The organism is Mesorhizobium sp. M7A.F.Ca.CA.003.01.2.1 (genome assembly GCF_003998945.1).
Lineage (GTDB): Bacteria > Pseudomonadota > Alphaproteobacteria > Rhizobiales > Rhizobiaceae > Mesorhizobium > Mesorhizobium ciceri.
The window spans coordinates 1-2,138 of sequence record NZ_RZRA01000941.1 but is presented as its reverse complement, the minus strand read 5'-3'; the positions used below and the strand labels follow the sequence as shown (position 1 = coordinate 2,138).

At 61.9% G+C, this 2,138-nt stretch carries 3 protein-coding genes; 1 reads left to right on the top strand and 2 read right to left on the bottom strand.

Annotation, left to right across the window (positions count from 1 at the left end):
- The first annotated feature begins 84 nt into the window (after positions 1–84).
- Complete coding sequence (locus EN969_RS27975) at positions 85–969, top strand: AraC family transcriptional regulator (protein WP_063170209.1); 885 nt, start codon at positions 85–87, stop codon at positions 967–969.
- A 54-nt stretch (positions 970–1,023) separates the two neighbouring features.
- On the opposite strand, the gene EN969_RS27970 is transcribed toward EN969_RS27975, so the two are convergent.
- Both EN969_RS27970 and EN969_RS27965 read right to left on the bottom strand, forming a co-directional pair.
- Positions 1,024–1,374 (bottom strand): cupin domain-containing protein, encoded by a 351-nt coding sequence (locus EN969_RS27970; RefSeq protein WP_063167787.1) that lies wholly within the window; start codon positions 1,372–1,374, stop codon positions 1,024–1,026.
- Between the two features lie 6 nt (positions 1,375–1,380).
- Positions 1,381–2,138: PLP-dependent transferase (locus tag EN969_RS27965; RefSeq protein ID WP_206525247.1), on the bottom strand; the 758-nt coding region annotated here is incomplete at its 5' end.

Genomic DNA, 2,138 nt, shown 5'->3' with positions numbered 1-2,138 from the left:
TGTCGATCCATGCCAAATCGCAAGATCGGTCGAGCGCGATATATTCGGAAAGGCCTAACTGGTGTCGTCACGGAGAAAGAGACGTTGAAGGCCGCACTTGAAAACTACCCAGCCCGAATGCAGCGGGTGCTAGACCATATAGACCAGCATCTGGATGACGATCTGGGGCTGGAGGCGTTGAGCGGTGTCGCGGCGTTCTCGAAATATCATTTCCACCGGCAGTTCACGTCCACCTTCGGGGTGTCCGTGCATCGCTATGTCCAGCTCGCCCGCATGAAGCGTGCTTCGTACAGACTTGCCGAAAGTGACGCCCAAAGCGTCACCGACATAGCCATGGATGCCGGTTACGACGCGCCGGATGCCTTCGCCCGCGCCTTTCGGCAACGGTTCGGACAATCGCCGTCGTCGTTCCGGAAGTCTCCCGACTGGGGGTCGTGGCTCATGGCCTTCGGGCCCCTCGAAAAAGCAAGGAACACGCTTATGCAGATAATCTTTGAACACGACGACGTGACGATCCGCGATGTGCCCCCGACGCCGGTGGCGATCATGGAGCACCGCGGAGACCGGGCGACGCTCCAGGACACCATCCAGCGGTTCATCGCCTGGCGTAAGGCGGCGGGCTTGTCGCCCGAGACAAGCCCGACCTTCAACGTCTTCCGTTCCGAAAGGGAGCCCGCGGTCCCGGCTGACTACAGCATGGACATTTGTGCCGGGACAGACCGGCCGATCGAGGCGAATGACGGGCAGATGAAGGCTGGCGTGATCCCCGGCGGGCGCTGCGCGGTGCTGCGCTACCCTGGCAATACCAACAATCTCGAACCCGCAGCACTTTATCTTTATCGTGAATGGCTTCCGGCCAGCGGCGAGGAAGCACGCGACTTTCCGATCTATTGCCAACGACATCTGTCCCACTTCCCGGAGGGCCCGCTACGCGAAGTGGTCGTTGAACTCTTTCTGCCTCTGAAATAGCTCGGCAGGACAGCGGTTTGTCCCCCCGATCGCGAGCATCATGGCGACGCGAGATCAAAGCTTGATCACATACTCCTTGCGAGTCGTTTCAAGCACTTCCCAGCTGCCCTTGAAGCCGGGCTTCAGCACAAAGCTGTCGCCGGTCTTGACGGTGCGCGCTTGCCCACCGTCCTCCGCGATCACCGAAACGCCGGACAGGATGTGGCAGAACTCCCACTCGTCATAGACGATGCGCCATTTGCCCGGGGTCGATTCCCATATGCCGGCATAGAGGCCGCCGTCGCGCTCCTCGACATTCCAGGTGCGGAATTTGGGATCGCCCGAGATCAGCCGGTCGGGCGCCGGTGCACCCTGTTCGGCGTCGACAGCGTCGACGCCGATGGAAAGAAAGTTTGACTCGCTCATGATCGATCAGACCTTGGCTAGCGCCTGTTCGAGGTCGGCGACGATGTCGTTGACGTCCTCGATGCCGATCGAAAGCCGCACCGTGTCCGGTCCTGCGCCGGCCTTGACCTTCTGCTCGTCGGAAAGCTGGCGGTGCGTGGTCGAGGCCGGGTGGATGACCAGCGACTTGGTGTCGCCGACATTGGCGAGGTGCGAGAACAGCTCGAGCGCCTCGACGAATTTGACGCCCGCGTCATAGCCGCCCTTCAGCGCGAAGGTGAACACGGCGCCGGCGCCAAGTGGTGAGTACTTCTTCTGCAGCGCGTTGTTCTTGTCTGAGGGCAGGCCGGGGTAATTCACCGATGCGACCTTGGGGTGGTTGGACAGCCAGGCGGCAACGGTGACGGCATTGTCGCAGTGGCGCTGCATGCGCAGCGGCAGGGTTTCCAGGCCGGTCAGGATGAGGAAGGCGTTGAACGGGGAGATCGCCGGGCCGAGATCGCGCAGGCCGAGCCCGCGCGCGGCAATGGCGAAGGCGAAATTGCCGAAGGTTTCGTGCAGGACAAGACCACCATATTCGGGGCGCGGTTCCGACAGCATCGGGTATTTGCCCGATTTCGACCAGTCGAAGGTGCCGCCGTCGACGATGGCGCCGCCGATCGAATTGCCGTGACCGCCGATGAATTTGGTCAGCGAATGGACGACGATGTCGGCGCCATGCTCGATCGGCCGGATGAGGTAGGGCGAGGCCAGTGTGTTGTCGACGATCAGCGGCAGGCCGTGCT